Source organism: Pseudomonas sp. G5001 (assembly GCF_013385475.1).
GTDB lineage: Bacteria > Pseudomonadota > Gammaproteobacteria > Pseudomonadales > Pseudomonadaceae > Aquipseudomonas.
On the sequence record NZ_JACAPZ010000017.1, the window covers coordinates 43,840 to 63,548 of the forward strand.

The window sequence follows — 19,709 nt, forward strand, 5'->3', positions numbered from 1 at the left end:
CGGTTACCGCATAAGTCGTTTTTTTTAGCCCTTGGCGGGCGAAGTGTCTTTCACGTCAGCAGGCGTGGGCGCCATTTGCAGGTGCAGCCGCTCGCCGGTGTACGGCGTGTGCTTGCGCACCACGTCCATGTTCAGCTCCACCCCAAGGCCCGGCTCGGTGGACGGGATGATGTAGCCGTCCTCCCATTGCAGCGGCTTGGTCAGCACTTCGGCATGGAAGCCGCCCCAGGTCATGATGCTTTCCTGGATCAGGAAGTTCGGCGTGCACGTGGCCAACTGGAAACTCGCCGCTGCGCCGATCGGTCCGTTGTACAGGTGCGGGGCGATCTGCGCGTAGTAGGCCTCGGCCATGCTCGCGATTTTCTTGGCTTCCAGCAGGCCGCCGCAGCGGGCCACGTTCATTTGCAGGATCGATGCACCACCGGCCTGCAAGAGCTTGAAGAACTCGTACTTGGTGGTCAGGCGCTCGCCGGTGGCGATGGGAATGCTGGTCTTCGCCGCGACCTGGGCCATGGCCTCTTCCTGGCCTGGTGGCACCGGTTCTTCGAACCACAGCGGGTCGTATTTCTCCAGGCGCTTGGCCAGGCGAATCGCCGACGACGGCACCATCTGCCCGTGGGTGCCGAACAGCAGGTCGCACTTGTCGCCCACCGCCTCGCGAATCTTGCGGCAGAAGGTTTCGCAGCGTTCCAGCACTTCCAGGGAGATCTGGTGGCCGGAGTACGCGGTGTACGGGCCTGCCGGGTCGAACTTCACGGCGGTGAAGCCCTTGTTCATGTTCTCGATCGCGCATTCGGCGGCCAGGTCCGGGTCGTCGTAGTCGTACTCGCCCTTGCTGTTGACCGGGTACAGGTAGGTGTAGGAACGCAGGCGTTCGTTGACCTTGCCCCCCAGCAACTCATAGACCGGTTTGTTGGCGGCCTTGCCGATGATGTCCCAGCAGGCCATTTCCAGGCCGCTGACCACGCCCATCATGGTCAGGTCGGGACGCTGGGTGAAGCCGCTGGAGTACGCCTGGCGGAAGAAGCGCTCGATATGGTGCGGGTCGTGGTTGAGCAGGTAGCGCTCGAACACGTCCTCGATGATCGGCAGCATGGCCTTGGGGCCGAAGGTGGCGGCGTAGATCTCGCCCACGCCTTCGATGCCGCAGTCGGTTTTCAGTTTGACGAACAGCCAGTACATGCCGCCGATGTGCGGTGGTGGTACGGCGACAATATGGGTTTCAAGGGCGACGATTTTCATCTCAGGCACCTGTCTGGTTGAATTTTTTACGATTGATCCGGGCGCGCAAGGTCAGGGCCGCGAGGGTCCCGAGCCCGCCGATGAAGGCGATGTAGCCGAAGTACAGGTTGTAGCCGACCTGCCCCGGGTATGTGTCGGTGAGGTAGCCATTGATCAGCGGGATAAAGGTGTCCGGCAGGTAACCCACCACCGAGACGATGCCGATGGCCAGGCCGGTGATGCGCAGCGGGATGTCGCAGCTGTCGAGGATCGCCCAATACAGGCCGCGAATCGCGTAGGTCATCAGGCCGATAAAGATCACCGTGCCGATCAGCAAGCCGAGGCTGCCAATGGCCGGGAACACGATCAGGCCGACCATCGCCAGGGTCACCAGCAGCAGCGCGACGATCAGCACCGAGATGTTCGAAAACTTGTCCCCCAGCCAGCCGCCGCCGATCCCGCCGATGGGCCGCATCCACAGCTTGATGGTGGTGATGGTGCCGGCCATCACGGCGGTCATGCCGCTGCCTTGCAGGTAATCGGAGAAGCTGTAGGTGGCCCAGAACATGTGGTAACCGCAGAATACGATGGCGGTCACCAGCCACAGCTCGGGGATTTTCACCAGGGTGGTGAGGTCGGCGATCAGGTTGAACTTGCCCTTCTCGACCGCCGCAGTTTCGGCCATGGACTTGGGGTCCTTGAGCAGAACCAGCACACAACCAATGGCGATACACACGAACGAATACAGGTAGACCACGTGCTTGAAGCCTTCGGCCGCAGTTTGGCTGCGGGTCTCGGTGGCGTAGGCGAACAGCCCCAGGGCCACGGTCGCCAGCAAGGCTTCCACCAGGCCACGGCCGCCGTCGAGGATGCCGAAGAAACGGCCCTGCTCACTGTGATGGGCGATCATCTTCACCCGCTTGAGCACCGAAGCCCAGAAGGTCAGGCCGGTGGTCAGGCCCCAGCAGCCGAAGATGATCATCAGGCCGGTCATCGACGGCACAGTGGAGTACCAGATACCCAGGGCCCCGGTGGCCACCAACGAAAAGAAGATCAGGAAGCGTGGCGGCAGGCGATCGGCCAACCAGCCGCTCGGCAGGTAGCTGAGCAGGAAGATCGTACCGAGCATCGAGTACAGATAACCCAGCTGGCTGTGGTTGATCTGGAACACCTCGAGCATGGTGGTCTGGTAGACCTGGCGCAGGTAGAGGATCGGGTAGATCGCCCCGGCAGCCAATACCAGCAACATCAATTGGAAGTAGCGACTGGCTTTGTCGCTTTTAGCCGCGGACACGGCATCGAAACCCTGGGCAACGGGTGCAGGCTTGGACATCTTGTAGACCTCGGGCACCCACTGTGCAGGTGCCCCGATAATTGTTTTTATTGAGGTGAAGCCGGTGGTCGGTGAATCAGTACTTCATGACCACCAAACGGGTCTGGGTGAATTCAAGCATCCCGTGCTTGCCGTCATCGCCGCCCAGCCCTGAGCGTTTCCAGCCGGCGTGGAAACCCTGGTAAGGGTCGGCCGGGGTGCGATTGACGTACAACTCGCCGGCCTCGATGGCGTTGGCGACTTTCATGGCCGTGCGGTAGTTCTCGGTATAGAGCACCGACGACAGGCCGAACTGGTGATCGTTGGCCATGGCCAGCGCTTCGTCGATATCGCGGTACTTGAGCACCGGCAGCACCGGGCCGAAGATTTCTTCCTGGATGATTTCCATGTCCTGGCGGCAGGCGCTGAGCAGCGTCGGCGGGTAGAAATGGCCCGGACCTTCGGGGAGTACGCCGCCTGTTTCCAGTACAGCACCGTCGGCGATGGCGCGCTCGACCATGGCGTGAATATTCTGCCGGGAGCTGGCGTTGACCAGTGGGCCCATCAGGCCCGCATCCGTGGCACGGTCACCGAATTTGACGGCGCCGATCTTGGCCTTGAGCAGGGCCAGGAATCGGTCATAGACGCTTTCCTGCACATACACCCGCTCGACGGCCGTGCACAGTTGGCCGCAGTGGGTGGTCTTGGAAGCGATGATGTCGCTGGCGGCTTTTTCCAGGTCGGCGTCGGCCTCGATGATCGCCGGGGTCTTGCCGCCCAGCTCCAGGGACGGCTTGGCGATGTTGGCCTTGCAGTAGTCGAGCACGATGCGCCCGGCGTTGACGCTGCCGGTCAGGGTGATCAGGCCCACGGCCTTGTGGGTGCACAGGGCGGCGGCGGTGGCGTGGTCCATGGTCAGGATGTTGATCACGCCGGCCGGCATGCCCGACTGCTCGACGGCACGGGCGATTTCAAAGGCGGACAACGGCGTGTTGTTGCTTGGGCGCACCACCACGGTGTTGCCGGCAATCAGCGCCGGGGCGATTTTGCGCAGCAGGGTATAGACCGGGTAGTTGAACGGAATCAGGCAAGCCACGACGCCAATGGGCTCGCGTTGCAGGAACAGGTTTTCGTCCGGGGTGTCGCTGGGGATGATTTCGCCTTCGATGCGGCGTGCCCATTCGGCGTGGTAGCGGGTGATCTGGGCGGCGTAGCGCGCTTCGTTGCTGGCGTCGTCGAGGCTTTTGCCGGATTCGCTGGCCAGCGCCCGGCCTATGCTTTCAGCGCAGGTTTCGAGGGCGGCGGCGAAAGCCCGCAGGTGTTCGGCGCGCTGGATGCTGGTGAGCTTGCCCCAGGTTTTCTGTGCGCTGGCGGCGGCATCGACGGCCGCAATGGCTTCATCAGGGGTGGCGGCGGACACCCGGCCTACCTGGGCCTCGGTCGCGGGGTTGTAGACCGCGATTTGGGCGGTGCTGGCAGGTTCGGCGAAGTGGCCGTTGTAAAAGTTGCGCTCGATTTGCATATGGTTTTTTGCCCAATCGTTGTTGTTTTGCGAGTGACTTGCAGTTTTGTCATTGGGCGGGGGTTGGACAAACGATTTATTGACGGGGGTAACGTGCGAAAAATGCAGGTTAGTGGCTGATCCGTATTAATGACCCGGGTCTGAGTCTGTATTGTTCTACCCATACTTCCTACAGTGCCGCCCACTTGGAACCGTGGGAGGACTAAGCATGCAACCACCATCAACCGCACAGGCCTACAACTACAAGGTCGTGCGTCAATTCGTCATTGCAACCATCGTCTGGGGCGTGGTCGGCATGGCCATGGGCGTGTGGATCGCCTCGCAACTGGTGTGGCCCGAGATGAACCTCGACCTGCCGTGGACCACCTTCGGGCGCCTGCGCCCGCTGCACACCAGCCTGGTGATTTTCGGCTTTGCCGGCAGCGCGCAATTCGCCGCCAGCTACTACGCAGTACAGCGCACCTGCCAGGTACGGCTGTACTCGGACAAGCTCGCTGCCTTTACCTTTTGGGGCTGGCAGTCGGTGATCGTGATCATGCTGGTCAGCCTGCCACTGGGTTACACCACCACCAAGGAATACGCCGAGATCGAGTTCAGCGGCGCGGTGTGGATGACCGTGGTGTGGGTGGCCTATGCGATCGTGTTTTTCACCACTGTGGTGCAGCGCAAGACCCAGCACATCTACGTCGGCAACTGGTTCTTCGGTGCATTTATCGTGGTGATCGCGATGCTGCACGTGGTCAATCACCTGTCGATCCCGGTGGACTGGTTCAAGTCCTACCCGGTGTATTCCGGGGCCACCGACGCGATGGTGCAGTGGTGGTACGGGCACAACGCCGTGGGGTTCTTCCTGACCACCGGTTTCCTGGGGATGATGTACTACTTCGTGCCGAAGCAGGTCGGGCGGCCGGTGTATTCCTATCGCCTGTCCATCGTGCACTTCTGGGCGCTGATCACCCTGTACATCTGGGCCGGTCCGCACCACCTGCACTACACCGCGCTGCCGGACTGGGCGCAGTCGCTGGGGATGGCGATGTCGCTGATCCTGCTGGCGCCGAGCTGGGGCGGGATGATCAACGGCATGATGACGCTTTCCGGGGCCTGGCATAAATTGCGCACCGACCCGATCCTGCGCTTCCTGGTGCTGTCGCTGGCGTTCTACGGGATGTCGACCTTTGAAGGGCCGATGATGGCGATCAAGACCGTCAACGCCCTCTCCCATTACACCGACTGGACCATCGGCCACGTCCACGCCGGCGCCCTGGGCTGGGTGGCGATGATCACGTTTGGCTCGCTGTACCACATGATCCCGAAAATCTTCGGGCGCGCGCAGATGCACAGTGTGGGGCTGATCAATATGCACTTCTGGCTGGCGACCATCGGCACGGTGCTGTACATCGCGTCGATGTGGGTCAACGGCATCACCCAGGGCCTGATGTGGCGGGCGGTGAACGATGACGGCACCCTCACCTACTCGTTTGTGGAAGCGTTACAGGCCAGCCATCCGGGATTTGTGGTGCGATTCGTCGGCGGGGTGTTCTTCCTCAGCGGCATGTTGCTGATGGCGTACAACACCTGGCGCACCGTGCGTGTGGCGGATTTGAAGGTAGCGCAGCTTGACGCGCAGATCGCCTGATGTGGGAGATAGCGCTGAACCTGGCGGCGGTGATCGGCCTGTATGGCGCGGTGGAGTATTGCCTGCGGGGCCAGTCGAAGGAGAGCCTGGATGAGGCCAGCCTGACGCCGTTCGCCGATGACCCGGAAGTGGCACGGCGGGTGGAGCTGGCCACGGGCAAGCGGGTCAACGCGGTGGCGCCTGAGGAAACAAAGCAGGACTGGGGCAATATAGAGATCTAATTGTGGGAGCGGGCTTGCTCGCGAATGCGGTGGTTCAGTCAACATATACAGCGACTGACACACCGCTTTCGCGAGCAAGCCCGCTCCCACACAAGCACCACATTGAGCGACTAGCCGCGTTCGCGGGGAATCAGGCTCTGCAACTGCAACGCCAGGAAGTTGGCATCGAAGCCGAACGTATCCGGGTCTTTCAAACCGTTGGTTTTCTTCCACAGCCAGTCGTTTTTCCCCGGCAGCAATACCAGGGAAATGCTGCCGTAGCGGGCGGCGGTCAAGCCCATCACCGACAGCGAAATCAAACCGCCGGCGCCCATCACATCCGGCACGAACTCCACCGGTTTGCCGGCGATATGGATGGTCAGTTTCTCGGTCTTGAAGGTGGAGGTCTCCACCGGCACGCTGGGGCCGGAAGCCACGTACGCCTCGCGCTGCACTTCCAGCAAACCGACCGTCTTCACAGGCGCAAGCCACTGCTCGATCTGGCCGAACAACTCGCCGATCTTCTGCGCCCAATGGGCCGACTGCACTTCGAACTGCTGTTTCTTGTGGGCTTCGCTGTCGGCGTAATGACGCAGCATCTCGCCCAGTTGTTGTACATCGTCCATTGCCGTGTTCCTTGGGTGACCCATGTTGCGAGCCTTGATCATGGCAGATGCCGCACACCGGCGTATGACTAAAGCGCAGCGCGCGGGTAATGTGGTGCCCTCGCCCGTCCAATTCAGGAGCATCGCATGCGCACCATCGGCCTTATCGGCGGCATGAGCTGGGAGTCCAGCGCCGAGTATTACCGCATCATCAACCAGAACGTGCGCGACCAGCTCGGGCCGCTGCGCTCGGCACAACTGTTGATGTACAGCGTCGACTTCGGCCCGGTGGAGCAGGCCCAGCACGCCGGGCGCTGGGACGATGCGGCGCTGATCCTCGAAGACGCCGCCCGCCGCCTGCAAGCCGGTGGCGCCGAATGCATCGTGCTGTGTACCAACACCATGCACTTGGTAGCGCCGCAGATTGAAGCGGCGGTGTCGATACCGTTTCTGCATATTGCAGACGCTGCCGGCGCGGCGGCCGTGGAAGCTGGCACCCTGAGCGTTGGCCTGCTGGGTACCGCATTTACCATGGAGCAGGAGTTTCTCAAGTCACGCCTGGCGGCGCAGGGGCTGGCCGTGCTGGTGCCGGACGCTGAAGAGCGCCAGGCCGTGCACCGGATCATTTACGAAGAGTTGTGCGTCGGGGTGATCAGCGACGCATCGCGCGAGGTGTACCAGCGGGTGATCGAGTCTTTGGCCGCCCGTGGCGCCCAGGCCATCATCCTCGGCTGTACGGAAATCAGCCTGTTGATCAAGCCGCAGCACAGCGACCTGCCCTTGCTGGACACCACCGAGCTGCATGCGCAGGCTGCGGTGGCGTTTGCGTTGCAGGACGACTAGGCCGGCTTGCGGATGCGCGCCATGGTCAGCGTGTCGACGAATGCGCCGTCACGCACGGCGTAGTCGCGCAGCCGGCCTTCGGTCTCGAAGCCGAACTTGTGGTACAGGCGGTGGGCGGCTTCGTTGTCGGCGTACACCGTGAGTTCCACCCGGTGCAGGTTCATCCAGTTATCCGCCACCTCCAGCGCCGCGCCCAGCAGCCGGGAGCCCACGCCCTTGCCCTGCCAGGCGGTGGCGACGCCCATGCCGAATGAGCCGACGTGGCTTTGGCGCACGCGCAAATACTGTTCCAAACCCAGCTGGCCGATCACTTCACCGGCATGCAGCGCCACCAGCTGTAGCCGCCGCTCGTTGTCCTGCACCAGGCGTTTGCGCCAGGCCTCGACTGACTGGAAAGGCATTTGCAGCACCTGACGGCAGACAGCCGGGTCGTTGTAGAGCGCAGTGACGCCTTCAAGATGGGCCTCGGTGAAGCGCGTGATAACGATCTTGGGTTCAGGTGTGTGCATGGTGTTTCGTCCTTTGAAAAACACGTGGCCGACCAGTGTAGGCGGCAAGGCGGTTTTTTGGCGAGTACAAATCCTGCCGCACATCATGCATCTGTAGGATAGCGATCAGCCCCTGCAGCGCCGATACTTCACCCAGGCCCTGCCCCGTTTCGGCCTTTAAACCCTGTGACTAGAACAATAAAAAAGTCCCACAGAGGAACGCCCATGAGCCGTCTTGATCCCCCCGGCCTGTTACAGGCTTTCAGCACCCTGACGCTTGATCTGCAACGCCTGGCCCAGCATCAGGACATCGAACAGTTTCATGGCCATGCCCTGTCGCGCATCAGTCAACTGCTGCCCTTCGACAGCGCATGGTGGGGGCGTGCCGCGATCATCGATGGCCTGCCGGAAGAACACAGCAGCTACCTGCATCACCTGCCAGACACGTACTTGGCCGACTGGCAGTCGATCCGCCATGTGGACGTGACGGTCGGGCTGGTGCACGAAGCACCCGGCCAGGCAGTGATTGTCGACATGCTCGACCCCGCCAACGGCCCGGGCCAGAATTGGTTGGGTCAGCGCCATGACATTGGCGAGTTGTTGTGTGTGATCCACGTCGACCCGCAAACCCGCCTCAGTGACCACTTGAGCCTGTACCGCAAACCGGGAGCGCCACGGTTCAACCAGGACGACTGCCAACTGCTGAACAACCTGATGCTGCACCTGGTGGCGGCCGTCTCGGCGAACCAGATCCGCACCCTGGTGGCCATGCGCGAAACCCTTACCAGCCCGCGCAACCTGGCCCTGGCGGTCTGCGACCAGCGCGGGGTGTTGCAGTGTGCCGAACGCGGGTTTGTCGACCTGCTGCTCAGTGAGTGGCCGCAATGGAGCGGCCCCGCCCTGCCGGTGCCGTTGAATCAGCGCGGGCATGAGGGCAAGCACATCCATATCGAAGCCTCGGCCGTGGGCGATCAGTTTCTGTTGGCCGCGCGCCTCAACCGCGCCCTGCCCCAGCTCAGTCCCAGAGAGAACGACGTGGCCCAGGGCTTTGGCGAAGGCAAGACCTACAAGGAAGTCGCCCGCGACCTGGGCTTGTCGCCGAACACCGTGCGCCATCACATCCGCGCCATCTACAGCAAGCTCGGGGTCAAGGACAAGGCGCGCATCGCGCACTTGCTGCACGCCCCGCCCGACTGACCTCACCCCTTAATTCGTTGCTTTTTTGCGCTGTCGTTTTGACGGCCTCGGGCGCCCTTTGCCCATTTTCCGCTGCCATCCATCACATTCCATAAGAGATGCCTTGCGATGAATCACTCCACCTTGCGTCACCTGGCCATGCTGCTGGGCGGCACCCTACTGAGCCTCGACAGCCAGGCCGCCGACCTCAACGCCCGGGACTTTTTCGGCGCGCCGTCCGGTACCAGCCTCGGCGTGCTGTACTTGCCGGCGACGCGCTACGATGATTTCCACGGCCCGGCCGACACCACCGGCAAGGCCGACTTGAAGGTCAACGCCGTGGCGTACCGCCAGGTGTTTTTCACTGACGTCTGCGGCACGCTGTGCACCCCGCAATTTATCCTGCCCTTCGCCGACATCAATGCGCGCTTGCCCGGCGCCAGCCAGCACACCGGCGAGAGCGGCTTTGGTGACCCGCAGGTGGGCGGCACGCTGTTTTTCATCAACGACCCGGCCTCACGCACCTACAGCGGGCTGTTGAGCCTGATCACCGTGCCGGTGGGCGAGTACCACAGTAAAAACCCCGACGTGTCCCCCGGGGCCAATCGCTGGGGCGCGACCTTCGTTTACAACTACACCCAGGGCATTGGCGAGAAATGGGTGCTGGAAGCCAACCTCGAAGCCCAGTTGTACGGCACCAATGACGACTATTTCGGCAGCGACCTCAAGCAAGACCCGCTGTACCGCCTGCAAGCCTTCGCCTCCTACGACTTCAGCCCGGCCACCTACGGCGCCCTGCGTTTGATCCACGCCGATGGCGGCGAGCTGCGCATCAACGACCAGCGCATCGACGACACCCACAAGCGCTACACCCAGGTGGGTTTCGAGGTAGGGCATTGGCTCGACCGGCAGAACCAAGTGATGTTCAGCCTTTCGCAAAACGTCGCGGCATCCAACGGCTACGCAGGCACCGACGCCCTGTTGCGGCTGGTCCATGTGTTCTGAATCACTTTCCCGGAGCTTGCCCATGAACACTCAGACCCACGCTGCAACCGCCGGCCTTTCAGCACGGTCATGGCCGTTGCTGGCGGCGATCATTCTGTTCGCCGCCATCACCCCGACCATCCTGATGACCGCACCGGCGGTGGCCGCGCAACTGGCCAGCCAATGGCAGTTGAGCCCGTCCCACATCGGCGACCTGTTCTCCACCGAGCTGGGGGCGATGAGCCTGGCCACCCTGCCCGCCTTCTGGTGGCTGAAACGGGTGGACTGGCGCCTGGCAGCCCTGGTCGCCGCCGTGGCATTCATTGCCGCCAACCTGTTGTCGATGCTCGCCGACACCTACGCCACCTTGCTTGCCTTGCGTTTTATGAGTGCCTTGGCGGGCGGTTCGTTGATGATCATCTGCCTGGCCAGCGCGGCTGCCACTGCCAATCCAAGCCGGGTCTACGGCTTGTGGGTGATGGGGCAACTGGTGGTCGGAGCGGTCGGCCTTGGCGTGCTGCCCGGACTGTTTGCGCGCTATGGCCTCGGCGCCTGCTACCTGATTCTTGCGGGACTGATGACGCTGCTGTTGCCACTCGCCCGGTGTTTCCCGTCCGGCAGCCCGCCGCGCGAGCAAACCGATGCAGCGCCGATACCTGTCTCCCGGGTGAAGGCTGCGCTAGGCATCGCCGGGATCCTGGCCTTCTACGTCAGCCTCGGCGGTGTCTGGACCTTTATCGGCGCCATCAGCAGTGGCGCCGCAATCTCCGCGCAACACAGCGGTGAAGTGCTGGCCCTGGCCACCGTGATGGGCATCGTCGGCGCCGGCTGTGCCTCGCTGATCGGTACGCGCCTGCCACGCCTGCTGCTGTTGCTGGTGGGCTACGCCCTGATGGCCGGTGCGGTGCTGTTGCTGAGCGGTACGCCAACACTGCTGCGCTTTGCCCTGGCAGCGCTGCTGTTCAAATTCACCTGGACCTTCATCCTGCCGCTGATTCTCGCCTGCCTCGCCGACCTCGACCGCAGCGGCAAGCTGATGAACACCTCCAACCTGGTGATCGGTGCGGGCCTGGCCATCGGGCCGGCCATTGCCGGGCAGCTCATCGAAGCCAGCGGCGGGTTTGCCTCGCTGCTGGTGGGCGGCGCCGCCGTCACCCTGTTGTCCCTGGCGCTGATGCTCGGCAGCCGCGCCACGCCTGACGCTGTTTTAACCCGCTGAACTGGAGACTCTGATGAACCGAACCACCGCGTTTTTCTTTGATGAACTAAGCCTCTGGCACAGCGCCGGCGCCCACGCACTGACCTTGCCGGTGGGCGGTTGGGTGCAGCCGCCTGCCAGCAGCGGGCATGCCGAGTCGCCGGAGACCAAGCGGCGCTTGAAAAGCCTGCTGGACGTATCCGGGCTGAGCCGTCACCTGCAACAGCACAGCGCAGTTCCGGCCACTGACGAGGACTTGCGACGGGTACACGGTGCCGACTACCTGCAACGCTTCAAGGCCCTGAGCGATGCTGGCGGTGGCGAACTGGGCCCACAGGCACCGATCGGTCCGGGCAGTTACGAGATCGCCCGACTCTCCGCCGGGCTGGCCATCGCTGCAGTGGACGCAGTGCTGAGCGGGCAGGTCGAGAATGCCTACTCACTGTCGCGGCCCCCGGGGCATCACTGCCTGGCGGACGGCGCCATGGGCTTTTGCTTCCTGGCTAATATCGCCATCGCCATCGAGGCCGCCAAGGCGCGCCGCGGGCTGGGCAAGGTCGCCGTGATCGACTGGGACGTGCACCATGGCAACGGCACCCAGTCCATCTTCGAAACACGTGGCGATGTATTGACGATCTCCCTGCACCAGGACGGTTGCTATCCGCCGGGCTACAGCGGTGAACAGGACCGTGGCCGTGGCGCCGGCCTGGGCGCCAATATCAATATCCCGTTGCCGCCAGGCAGCGGCCACGAAGCCTATCTGCACGCGATGGAGCGCATCGTGGTACCGGCCCTGGAGCGCTTCGAGCCGGAACTGATCATCGTCGCCTGCGGCTATGACGCCAACGCCGTGGACCCGCTGGCGCGCATGCTGCTGCACAGCGAGTCGTTCCGCCTGATGACCCGCACAGTACGCCAAGCCGCCGAGCGCCTGTGCCAAGGGCGCCTGGTGCTGGTGCATGAAGGTGGTTACAGCGAAGCCTATGTGCCGTTTTGCGGGCTGGCGGCGCTGGAGGAGTTGGCCGGCGTGCGCACGGCGGTGGAAGACCCGATGCTGGAGTTTGTCCAGTTGCAGCAGCCCAAGGACGTACTGCTGGGATTTCAGCGCCAGTGGATCGACCGACTGGCGCAGGGCTTTGAGGCTTAGACCGCCAGGGCGGCCACACGCCAAACCCGGGCAATGTCCGAGGCGCGCTCGCGCAACAGGCGCGGTGCCTCGCTGCAGGCCTGTTCCAGGGTAGTCGGGCCGGACGGCAAGGCGAACGCGGCATCCACGCCGTGGGCGTACATTTGCTCGTAGCCATCCCCCAGGGTGCCGGCGATCACGATCACCGGCACGTTGTGCTGCCTGGCGATCCGCGCCACGCCAAACGGGGTCTTGCCGCGCAGGGTCTGGGCATCGAACCTGCCTTCGCCGGTGATCACCAAGTCGGCGCCACGCACGGCTTGCTCAAGCCCAACAAGCTCTGCGACCACTTCAACACCCGCGCGAAACTGCGCGCCAAGGAACGCCTTGGCGGCGAAACCCAAGCCACCGGCGGCACCGCTGCCGGGTTCGTCGCGTACGTCTTTGGGCAATACCCTGGCGCAGTGATCGGCGAAATGGCCGAGGGCCGCATCCAGTTGCTCGACTTGCTGGGGAGTGGCGCCCTTTTGCGGGCCGAAAATCGCCGAGGCCCCGTGAGGACCGCATAAAGGGTTGTTCACGTCGGCGGCGATTTCGAAGCGCACTTCGTTCAGGCGGGGGTCCAGTTGTTCAAGGCTGATGCGCGACAGTTTGCCCAGCGCCAGGCCGCCAAGGGGCAGCGCTGCTCCCTCGGCATCAAACAACTGCACACCCAGGGCTAGCATCGCCCCGGCGCCGCCGTCGTTGGTGGCGCTGCCGCCAATGGCCAGGATGATGCGCTGGGCGCCGGCATCCAGGGCGGCGCGGATCAGTTCGCCAGTGCCGAAGGTGCTGCTGGAACACGCATTTCGCTGACCCGGTGGCACGAGTTGCAGGCCGCTGGCTTCGGCCATTTCGATGATTGCGGTGTGGCTCTCGGCCAACCAGCCCCAATGCGCGTCGACACTGCCGCCCAATGGCCCTTGCACACGGCTGGTGCGCAGCTCGCCCTGGCAGGCGGCGAGTACCGATTCCACCGTGCCCTCACCACCGTCCGCCATCGGGCACTTGATCAGCTCGGCGTCGGGCCACACGCTGGCCAACCCCTCGGCAATGGCATTCGCCACGCCCTCGGCACTCAGGCTGTCCTTGAACGAGTCAGGGGCGATGATGATTTTCATGGGCTTTCTCCGGTTTTTATAACGCCCATGCTGCCAGTTGGCACCGGCAATAACGCCGGTCCATTGCACAAGAGTGGCTGGGGTTTGTTGTTCATTTGGACAAAGCTTGCGGCAATAGCTGCACGCCGAGATACAACGCGAGCATGCCGTCGAGGGTCAGCGGGTCGACGCCGCTCAGCTCGGCGATGCGTTCCATGCGGTAGCGCAGGCTGTTGCGGTGGATCCCCAGGGCATCGGCGCAGGCTTGGCTTTGGCCGTCGTGGTCGCACCAGCTGCGCAGGGTCGCCAGCAACTGGCCGTTGCTGTCCTTGGCCAGTACCTTGCGCAGCGGGTTGAGCAATTCATCGAGGGCGTCGTCGTTGCGGTGGCGCCAGAGCATGACCGGCAGGCGGTAGCGATTGAGGGTCAGCAACCGCGATTCGGGCAGCACATCACGGCCATAGGCGAGCAGGTCGCCGACTCGCCGGTAACAACGGCGCAGGCCGGCCAGCCCGTCCGCTTGCCCGCCGACGGCGACCCGCAGGATGTTCCAGCCCAGGCCGTCGAGCTTTTCCAGCAGGCGCGGGTTATCGACTTGCACCGACGCCGGCCGGCACCACAGCAGGGAAAACTGCGCGGAGCTGACGCACCAGCTGTCGGGGTAGCGCGAGGTCAGCCAGGCGCTCAAGGCCTCGGCCGACTGGCCGCTGCCCAGCTCGAACAGGTACGGCGTGCGCGCCAGCTGCGGCTTGAGGCCCAGTTGCTGGGCTTCATCCACCAGGCGCGGCGAATCGCCGGTCTCGGCCAGCAGCAGTGCCAGCAGATCATCGCAGCGCTGGCGCCGCCATTGTTGCTCGGCTTGCTGGTGACGCTGGCTGACCAGCATTTCGGCGGTCATGCGCACCAGTTCGGCATAGGTGCGCAGCAATTCCGGCTCACCGGTAATGCCCAGCACGCCGATCAGGCGCTGGTCGTGCAGCAGCGGCAGGTTGATCCCGGGTTGCACGCCCTTGAGGTGCTTGGCGGTCTGGCCGTCGATTTCCACCACCCGCCCGTTGGCCAGCACCAACTGCGCGCCTTCGTGGCGGGTGTTGATCCGCTCGGGTTCGCCGCTGCCCAGGATCAGGCCCTGGCTGTCCATGACGTTGACGTTATAGGGCAGGATCGCCATGGTGCGATTGACGATATCCTGCGCCAGGTCATGATCCAGCTCGAACATGGGGCTAAATTCCTGAAAAAAACCGGTTGTTCATAGGCACAGCGCAAACCATGCTTCACTGTGCGCGAGCACAAAGACAGCACCCCTTGAGGTGGCCGAGACTCGTTGGGCGATCAACGTTACCCTCGCATCGCGAAAAATCATAATAAAGAGAGACTGCCATGTCACAGAGCGCCGCTGTTACCCAGGCCACCGATGACGATAAAAACGCCGTATACAAGCGCATCACCCTGCGCCTGATCCCCTTCATTTTCATCTGCTACCTGTTCAACTACCTCGACCGCGTCAACGTCGGCTTTGCCAAGTTGCAGATGCTCGACGACCTGAAATTCAGCGAGACCGTGTACGGCCTCGGTGCCGGGATCTTCTTTATCGGCTACGTGCTGTGCGGCGTGCCGAGCAACCTGGCGCTGACCAAATTCGGTCCACGGCGCTGGATTGCGCTGATGATGATCGTCTGGGGCGCCCTGTCCACCTGCCTGTTGTTCGTTACCACACCGACGCACTTCTACGGCTTGCGCCTGCTGACCGGCGCCGCTGAAGCCGGGTTCTTCCCGGGCGTGGTGCTGTACCTCTCGCAGTGGTTCCCGACCTTCCGCCGTGGGCGGATCATGGCGCTGTTCATGTCGGCGATTCCGGTCTCCGGCCTGCTCGGCAGCCCGTTCTCTGGCTGGATCCTCAACCACTTCGCCGCCGGCCAGGGCGGGCTTGCGGGCTGGCAGTGGATGTTCCTGCTGCAAGGCGTGCCGACGGTGATCCTCGGCGCCCTCGCCTACTTCCTGCTCAGCGACAGCTTTGCCAACGCCAAGTGGCTCACGCCCCATGAGCGCGCGGTGCTGGAAGCCGACCAGGCGACCGACCTGGCCAACAAGCCGAAGACCACCAGCGACTCGCTGCTGGAAGTGTTCAAGAACCCGGCGATCTGGGCGTTCGGCCTGATCTACTTCTGCATCCAGAGCGGTGTGTACGCCATCAACTTCTGGCTGCCATCGATCATCAAGAACATGGGCTTCAGCGATAACCTGGTGATTGGCTGGCTGAGTGCGATCCCGTACCTGCTGGCGGCGGTGTTCATGCTGCTGGTGGGCCGCTCTGCCGACTTGCGCAAGGAGCGTCGCTGGCACCTGGTGGTGCCGATGCTGATGGGCGCGATCGGGCTGGTGATTGCGGTGAACTTTGCAACCACGCCGGCCATTGCGATCCTCGGCCTGACCATCGCCACCATGGGTGCCCTCACCGGCCTGCCGATGTTCTGGCCGGTGCCAACCGCGATGCTCAGCGCAGGTGCGGCAGCGGGTGGTCTGGCGTTGATCAACTCCATGGGCCAGATGGCGGGGTTCCTCAGCCCGTATATCGTCGGGTTTGTGAAAGATGCCACCGGGTCTACGGACCTGGCGCTGTACCTGCTGGCGGCGGTGATCGTCGCGGGCAGTGTGTTGGCGTTGCGCATGACGCGCACACTCAAGGCTTGAATCAGCGCTGACCGGTGCCGTGATATCAAGGGCGGCGCCGGTCATCTATTCGCTCATATAAAAGCGAGTTTTTATAGGCAAACAACCGCCCAAAAGCCCTATTAACCTCTACGCCCACTCCACGTAACAAATAGGCTACAACCTTTACCCAGCCTTTACTTTCGTACTCCATCATCCCGTCCGAAACCGCTGTCTGAAGCCTATGCCCGGGGATATTATCAAGACCGGTTCGGTGCATACGTAGAGGACTTATCATGATCAGTCGACTCTCAAAAATGAAAGTAGCCATGTTGCTCATTGCCACCCTCGCCATCGCAGGGCAAGCAGAAGCCCGTGGAGGGTATGGCTATGGCTGGGGTCACGGTTATGGGTACGGGCATGGCGGTGGTTGGGGCTGGGGTGGCCCGGCTTTGCTGGGTGCGGTTGTCGGCGGTCTCGTAGTGGGTTCGGTGGTCGCCAACTCCCAGCCTCCGGTCTATGTGCAGCAGCAACCGGTTTACGTGCAGCCGCAGCCGGTGTACATCCAACAGCCGCCACCGGTCTATTACCAGGCGCCGCCTCCAGGCTATTACTACCCGCCACAACCGGTTCCGGTGCCACGTTATTAAGCACGGCCCTATTACTGATAATGCAGGTCCCGCCTGAAAGCGGGACCTTTTTTATTCAGCTGCCTTTAGAGTAATCCGCCGCCGTCGACATCAATCACGCTACCGGTGATAAACCCGTTCTCCATCGCCAACACATACCCGGCAGCCACTTCTTCGGCCTGCCCCACGCGCCCCACCGGCAACGCCCCGCCCGCCTTGGCAAACATTGCCAGTCGCTGCTCATCGGACAACCCGGCATACGCCTCGGTGTCGATCACGCCCGGGCTGACCACATTGACCCGCCGTGGCGCCAGTTCCTTGGCCAGTTGCTTGCCCAGCGCTTCGGTCGCCGCATTGATGCCGGTCTTGATGAATTGCCCCGCAACCGTTTTGCGCCCCAACTGCCCCGACGTCAGGGTGATGCTGCCGCGCTCGGCGAGAAATGGCAGCGCCGACTGGATCGCCCGCAGCGAACCCCAGAGCTTCACGTTGAAGTTGTCTTGCGCCAGGTTCAGGTCGGTCTCGATCAGGGCCTTGGCCTGCACCGCAGGCCCTGCGGTGTAGACCAGATGGTCAAACGGCCCCACGGTTTCGAACAAGCGCTGTAATGAGGCTGCGTCGGTCACGTCCACCTGCTCGCTGCGCACCCCGTTCTCCACGGTTGAAGACAAGCGCCGCCCGGCCAGCACCACATGGGCACCGCGTGCCACGGCCTGCTTGGCCACCGCGGCACCAATGCCGCTGCTGCCGCCAATGACGATGATGGTTGTGCCGTTGAGGGGAGATGTCATGGGGAAATACCTGGCTGAGAAAATGAGCTTTCATCTTCCCAGCTTGGCAATCGTTGAAAAATCCCGGTAAAACGACAAGATCTTTAAAGGATTTTTACAAATGAGCTCAATCCTCGACCTTGAAGTGTTCGTACGCACTGCTGACACCGGCAGCCTGTCGGCAGCCGCCCGCAGCCTCAGCCTGACCCCGGCCGCAGCGAGCATTGCCCTCAAGCGCCTGGAAACCCGCCTGGGCATCCGGCTGCTGGCGCGTTCCACCCGCAGCATGCGCCTGACCGAAGAAGGCCGGCGCTACCTCGACAGTGTGCGCGTGGCACTGGAGGCGCTGTCGGAAGGCGAACAGGCGGTCAAGCAGCAAGGCCAGAGCCTCAGCGGATTACTGCAATTGGCCGCGCCCTCGGATTTCGGGCGCAATGTGCTGCTGGGCTGGCTGGATGAGTTCAAGCTCGAACACCCGAACGTGCGCCTTCAGTTGCTGCTCAACGACAGCAATGCCGACCTGTTCCGCGAAACCGTCGACATCGCCCTGCGTTTCGGCGTACCACGGGACTCCAGCCTGGTCGCGTTGCCGGTGGTGCCCGACCACACGCGGGTGGCGTGCGCCAGCCCCGACTACCTCGCGCGCCACGGTACGCCACGCCTCCCCCAGGACCTGGCACAACACAGCACGCTGCGCTATATGCGCCAGGGTCGGGCGAACAACACCTGGTACTTTCGCCAGGGCGAGGTGCTGCAGGAAGTCGAGGTCGGCGGCGACTACCTCAGTGATGACGGCGAGATCGTGCGGCGCTGGGCATTGGCCGGGCACGGCATCGCCTATAAAGCGCGGCTGGATGTAGCGCGCGATATCAAGGCCGGGCGCCTGGTGCCGTTGCTCACCGATTGGCAAGGCGAACCGACCCCGTTCAATCTGATGTGTCCCCATCGGTTGCAGGTGTCGGAGCGAGTCAAGGTACTGCATCGCTTCCTGCAACTGCGCTGCGCCGAACTATTACCGCAATAACCGTCGCGGGGCTTGTTCCAGAGCCTTGCTCTCTGGTATTGGATAGGGCCTGTCTCCCCCTTTTGAGGTGTTCACGATGATTTACCGCACACTGGGCCAGTCCGGGTTGAAGGTCAGCGCACTGACCCTGGGCAGCATGATGTTTGGCGAGCAGACCAACACCGAGGACTCGCTGCGCATCATCGACAAGGCCTGGGATCAAGGCATCAACTTTATCGACACCGCCGACGTCTACACCGGAGGGCGCTCCGAGGAAATCGTCGGCGAAGCCATCGCCCGCCAGCGCCAGGATTGGGTGCTGGCTTCGAAGGTCGGCATCGGCCCGGCGGATGGCCTGCCGAACCGCAGCGGCCTGAGTCGCAAGCGGATTTTCAATGCGCTGGAAGCCAGCCTGACGCGCCTCGACACCGATTACCTGGACATCTATTACCTGCACCGCGAAGACCACAACACGCCACTGGAAGTCACGATTTCAGCGATTGGCGACTTGATCCGCGAGGGCAAGATCCGCCACTGGGGCTTGTCCAACTACCGCGGCTGGCGGATCGCCGAAGTGATCCGCGTGGCCGAGCGCCTGGGGGTGGACAAACCGATCATCAGCCAGCCGCTGTACAACATCGTCAACCGTCAGGCCGAGGTGGAGCAGATCACCGCCGCCGCCGCGTATGGCCTGGGCGTGGTGCCTTACAGCCCGCTGGCCCGTGGCGTGCTCAGCGGCAAATATGCGCCGGACGTAACGCCTGAAGCCGGCAGCCGTGCCGGACGCCAGGACAAGCGCATCCTGGAAACCGAATGGCGCGTTGAATCCCTGCGCATCGCCCAGCAGATCCAGCAATACACCCAGGGCCGTGGCGTGGGGATTGTCGAGTTCGCGATTGCCTGGGTCCTGAACAACTCGGCGGTCAGTTCGGCGATTGTCGGGCCGCGCACCGAGGCGCAGTGGGATGCCTACACCGGCGCGCTGGAGGTGAAGATCACGGCGGAGGACGAAGTATTCATCGACTCGCTGGTCACGCCAGGGCATGCGTCGACGCCAGGGTTCAATGATGTGAGCCACTTTGTGTCGGGGCGAGTTGCCCGGCCATAAGTCCCTTTTATGGGGGGACCTGAGAAATCCTCCCATAAACCGCTCCAAAACAGAGCAAACATCTCACCTCAAAAGCACTATATTCCCTCCCTGAAATCCC

The 19,709-nt window shown here is 63.0% G+C and carries 19 protein-coding genes; 11 read left to right on the top strand and 8 right to left on the bottom strand.

Annotation, left to right across the window (positions count from 1 at the left end; translation table 11 throughout):
• Positions 1-24: 24 nt before the first annotated feature.
• The 3 genes from HX805_RS15090 to aldA form a co-directional block, all read right to left on the bottom strand.
• Positions 25-1,242 carry a mandelate racemase/muconate lactonizing enzyme family protein gene (locus tag HX805_RS15090; protein WP_008432553.1) on the bottom strand — a complete coding sequence of 406 codons (1,218 nt, stop codon included), beginning with the start codon at positions 1,240-1,242 and terminating at the stop codon, positions 25-27.
• 1 nt (position 1,243) lies between these two features.
• On the bottom strand, positions 1,244-2,554 hold the full coding sequence (locus tag HX805_RS15095) for a nitrate/nitrite transporter (RefSeq protein WP_177117003.1): 1,311 nt from the start codon (positions 2,552-2,554) through the stop codon (positions 1,244-1,246).
• Positions 2,555-2,630: 76 nt separating this feature from the next.
• Positions 2,631-4,055, bottom strand: coding sequence for an aldehyde dehydrogenase (aldA, locus tag HX805_RS15100; protein WP_003212551.1), 1,425 nt, complete (start codon positions 4,053-4,055; stop codon positions 2,631-2,633).
• 208 nt (positions 4,056-4,263) lie between these two features.
• Between aldA and ccoN the strand changes: the two genes are divergently transcribed.
• Together ccoN and HX805_RS15110 are read left to right on the top strand one after the other, a co-directional pair.
• Positions 4,264-5,691, top strand: a complete 1,428-nt coding sequence (gene ccoN, locus HX805_RS15105) for a cytochrome-c oxidase, cbb3-type subunit I (protein ID WP_008432550.1) — start codon at positions 4,264-4,266, stop codon at positions 5,689-5,691.
• A complete protein-coding gene (locus HX805_RS15110) occupies positions 5,691-5,912 on the top strand; it encodes a CcoQ/FixQ family Cbb3-type cytochrome c oxidase assembly chaperone (RefSeq protein ID WP_102369024.1) in 222 nt (73 codons plus the stop codon). Before ccoN ends, HX805_RS15110 begins: the two co-directional genes overlap by 1 nt.
• A gap of 110 nt (positions 5,913-6,022) precedes the next feature.
• Here HX805_RS15110 and HX805_RS15115 read toward each other — a convergent pair whose 3' ends face one another.
• The gene (locus tag HX805_RS15115) at positions 6,023-6,517 is read right to left on the bottom strand and encodes a hypothetical protein (RefSeq protein WP_003212554.1); all 495 of its coding nucleotides are present in this window, start codon (positions 6,515-6,517) and stop codon (positions 6,023-6,025) included.
• Between the two features lie 126 nt (positions 6,518-6,643).
• Between HX805_RS15115 and HX805_RS15120 the strand changes: the two genes are divergently transcribed.
• Positions 6,644-7,339 carry an aspartate/glutamate racemase family protein gene (locus HX805_RS15120; RefSeq protein WP_177117004.1) on the top strand — a complete coding sequence of 232 codons (696 nt, stop codon included), beginning with the start codon at positions 6,644-6,646 and terminating at the stop codon, positions 7,337-7,339.
• On the opposite strand, the gene HX805_RS15125 is transcribed toward HX805_RS15120, so the two are convergent.
• The gene (locus tag HX805_RS15125; protein WP_177117005.1) at positions 7,336-7,848 is read right to left on the bottom strand and encodes a GNAT family N-acetyltransferase; all 513 of its coding nucleotides are present in this window, start codon (positions 7,846-7,848) and stop codon (positions 7,336-7,338) included. The genes HX805_RS15120 and HX805_RS15125 overlap by 4 nt on opposite strands.
• 204 nt (positions 7,849-8,052) lie before the next feature.
• Here HX805_RS15125 and HX805_RS15130 point away from each other — a divergent pair, with 204 nt between their 5' ends.
• From HX805_RS15130 to HX805_RS15145, 4 genes are all read left to right on the top strand, one after another.
• Positions 8,053-9,024 (top strand): helix-turn-helix transcriptional regulator, encoded by a 972-nt coding sequence (locus HX805_RS15130; protein WP_087693883.1) that lies wholly within the window; start codon positions 8,053-8,055, stop codon positions 9,022-9,024.
• 138 nt (positions 9,025-9,162) lie between these two features.
• Positions 9,163-10,008 carry a transporter gene (locus HX805_RS15135; protein WP_371317077.1) on the top strand — a complete coding sequence of 282 codons (846 nt, stop codon included), beginning with the start codon at positions 9,163-9,165 and terminating at the stop codon, positions 10,006-10,008.
• 22 nt (positions 10,009-10,030) lie between these two features.
• Complete coding sequence (locus tag HX805_RS15140; RefSeq protein WP_177117006.1) at positions 10,031-11,206, top strand: MFS transporter; 1,176 nt, start codon at positions 10,031-10,033, stop codon at positions 11,204-11,206.
• A gap of 13 nt (positions 11,207-11,219) precedes the next feature.
• Entirely contained in the window at positions 11,220-12,332 is a 1,113-nt protein-coding gene (locus HX805_RS15145; protein WP_087693886.1) for a class II histone deacetylase, read from the top strand.
• On the opposite strand, the gene HX805_RS15150 is transcribed toward HX805_RS15145, so the two are convergent.
• Positions 12,329-13,471 (bottom strand): glycerate kinase, encoded by a 1,143-nt coding sequence (locus tag HX805_RS15150; RefSeq protein WP_134326579.1) that lies wholly within the window; start codon positions 13,469-13,471, stop codon positions 12,329-12,331. The two genes, HX805_RS15145 and HX805_RS15150, sit on opposite strands and share 4 nt — an antisense overlap.
• Positions 13,472-13,562: 91 nt before the next feature.
• The gene (locus HX805_RS15155) at positions 13,563-14,669 is read right to left on the bottom strand and encodes a sugar diacid recognition domain-containing protein (RefSeq protein ID WP_003212558.1); all 1,107 of its coding nucleotides are present in this window, start codon (positions 14,667-14,669) and stop codon (positions 13,563-13,565) included.
• Between the two features lie 161 nt (positions 14,670-14,830).
• On the opposite strand from HX805_RS15155, the gene HX805_RS15160 reads away from it, so the two are divergent.
• Together HX805_RS15160 and HX805_RS15165 are read left to right on the top strand one after the other, a co-directional pair.
• Positions 14,831-16,141, top strand: a complete 1,311-nt coding sequence (locus HX805_RS15160; RefSeq protein WP_003212559.1) for an MFS transporter — start codon at positions 14,831-14,833, stop codon at positions 16,139-16,141.
• Between the two features lie 254 nt (positions 16,142-16,395).
• Positions 16,396-16,749, top strand: coding sequence for a hypothetical protein (locus tag HX805_RS15165; RefSeq protein ID WP_023658819.1), 354 nt, complete (start codon positions 16,396-16,398; stop codon positions 16,747-16,749).
• A gap of 65 nt (positions 16,750-16,814) precedes the next feature.
• On the opposite strand, the gene HX805_RS15170 is transcribed toward HX805_RS15165, so the two are convergent.
• Positions 16,815-17,519, bottom strand: a complete 705-nt coding sequence (locus HX805_RS15170) for an SDR family oxidoreductase (RefSeq protein ID WP_003212561.1) — start codon at positions 17,517-17,519, stop codon at positions 16,815-16,817.
• Between the two features lie 100 nt (positions 17,520-17,619).
• On the opposite strand from HX805_RS15170, the gene HX805_RS15175 reads away from it, so the two are divergent.
• Together HX805_RS15175 and HX805_RS15180 are read left to right on the top strand one after the other, a co-directional pair.
• Complete coding sequence (locus tag HX805_RS15175) at positions 17,620-18,522, top strand: LysR family transcriptional regulator (protein ID WP_008432540.1); 903 nt, start codon at positions 17,620-17,622, stop codon at positions 18,520-18,522.
• Positions 18,523-18,598: 76 nt separating this feature from the next.
• Positions 18,599-19,609 (top strand): aldo/keto reductase, encoded by a 1,011-nt coding sequence (locus HX805_RS15180; protein ID WP_177117007.1) that lies wholly within the window; start codon positions 18,599-18,601, stop codon positions 19,607-19,609.
• The last annotated feature ends 100 nt before the right edge of the window (positions 19,610-19,709 follow it).

Excerpts from the sequence above, each read along its gene's own strand:
- HX805_RS15090 (WP_008432553.1), bottom strand. The coding sequence starts at position 1,242 with ATGAAAATCGTCGCCCTTGAAACCCATATTGTCGCCGTACCACCACCG.
- HX805_RS15095 (WP_177117003.1), bottom strand. The coding sequence starts at position 2,554 with ATGTCCAAGCCTGCACCCGTTGCCCAGGGTTTCGATGCCGTGTCCGCG.
- aldA (WP_003212551.1), bottom strand. The coding sequence starts at position 4,055 with ATGCAAATCGAGCGCAACTTTTACAACGGCCACTTCGCCGAACCTGCC.
- ccoN (WP_008432550.1), top strand. The coding sequence starts at position 4,264 with ATGCAACCACCATCAACCGCACAGGCCTACAACTACAAGGTCGTGCGT.
- HX805_RS15110 (WP_102369024.1), top strand. The coding sequence starts at position 5,691 with ATGTGGGAGATAGCGCTGAACCTGGCGGCGGTGATCGGCCTGTATGGC.
- HX805_RS15115 (WP_003212554.1), bottom strand. The coding sequence starts at position 6,517 with ATGGACGATGTACAACAACTGGGCGAGATGCTGCGTCATTACGCCGAC.
- HX805_RS15120 (WP_177117004.1), top strand. The coding sequence starts at position 6,644 with ATGCGCACCATCGGCCTTATCGGCGGCATGAGCTGGGAGTCCAGCGCC.
- HX805_RS15125 (WP_177117005.1), bottom strand. The coding sequence starts at position 7,848 with ATGCACACACCTGAACCCAAGATCGTTATCACGCGCTTCACCGAGGCC.
- HX805_RS15130 (WP_087693883.1), top strand. The coding sequence starts at position 8,053 with ATGAGCCGTCTTGATCCCCCCGGCCTGTTACAGGCTTTCAGCACCCTG.
- HX805_RS15135 (WP_371317077.1), top strand. The coding sequence starts at position 9,163 with ATGCTGCTGGGCGGCACCCTACTGAGCCTCGACAGCCAGGCCGCCGAC.
- HX805_RS15140 (WP_177117006.1), top strand. The coding sequence starts at position 10,031 with ATGAACACTCAGACCCACGCTGCAACCGCCGGCCTTTCAGCACGGTCA.
- HX805_RS15145 (WP_087693886.1), top strand. The coding sequence starts at position 11,220 with ATGAACCGAACCACCGCGTTTTTCTTTGATGAACTAAGCCTCTGGCAC.
- HX805_RS15150 (WP_134326579.1), bottom strand. The coding sequence starts at position 13,471 with ATGAAAATCATCATCGCCCCTGACTCGTTCAAGGACAGCCTGAGTGCC.
- HX805_RS15155 (WP_003212558.1), bottom strand. The coding sequence starts at position 14,669 with ATGTTCGAGCTGGATCATGACCTGGCGCAGGATATCGTCAATCGCACC.
- HX805_RS15160 (WP_003212559.1), top strand. The coding sequence starts at position 14,831 with ATGTCACAGAGCGCCGCTGTTACCCAGGCCACCGATGACGATAAAAAC.
- HX805_RS15165 (WP_023658819.1), top strand. The coding sequence starts at position 16,396 with ATGATCAGTCGACTCTCAAAAATGAAAGTAGCCATGTTGCTCATTGCC.
- HX805_RS15170 (WP_003212561.1), bottom strand. The coding sequence starts at position 17,519 with ATGACATCTCCCCTCAACGGCACAACCATCATCGTCATTGGCGGCAGC.
- HX805_RS15175 (WP_008432540.1), top strand. The coding sequence starts at position 17,620 with ATGAGCTCAATCCTCGACCTTGAAGTGTTCGTACGCACTGCTGACACC.
- HX805_RS15180 (WP_177117007.1), top strand. The coding sequence starts at position 18,599 with ATGATTTACCGCACACTGGGCCAGTCCGGGTTGAAGGTCAGCGCACTG.